General features: G+C 49.5%; 2 pseudogenes. Both read left to right on the forward strand.

The features are described from left to right. Positions 1-76: 76 nt before the first annotated feature. Positions 77-175, forward strand: a pseudogene (locus QN395_RS21495) (IS6 family transposase); the annotation flags it as partial. A gap of 47 nt (positions 176-222) precedes the next feature. Further along, a pseudogene (locus QN395_RS21500) lies at positions 223-394 on the forward strand (IS6 family transposase); the annotation flags it as partial.

Raw genomic sequence — 394 nt, forward strand, 5'->3', positions numbered from 1 at the left:
CAAGACAAGGAAGGCTTCGCCTTCCGCGCTTACATCCCCGCCCTGAACGACGGGGTTTTACGCGCAAATCGGATAAATTGAAGAGTCTGTACTTCGTCAGGTTTTAAAACGTTTACATTATCCACTCGATATGATGTTGTTATGTGTGCGTTGGTACGCGGCCTATGTGCTGAGCGGTATTGTCAACTTACGGAGGCTGGCAAAATATTGTAAGGTGGCGAGATGAAAAAATCTCGACTCTATCGCGGGTTCCGCTACCCAGCAGAAATCATCAGCCATGTCGGGTGGCTCTACTTCCGGTTCGCGCTGAGTTTTCGCGACATAGAAGAACTAATGGCCAGCCGTGGCATCATAGTCACGTATGAGACGATCCGCCAATGGACGTTGAAGTTTG

Origin of the sequence: Undibacterium sp. RTI2.2, assembly GCF_035018705.1 — a bacterium.
Taxonomy (GTDB): Bacteria; Pseudomonadota; Gammaproteobacteria; order Burkholderiales; family Burkholderiaceae_D; genus Undibacterium.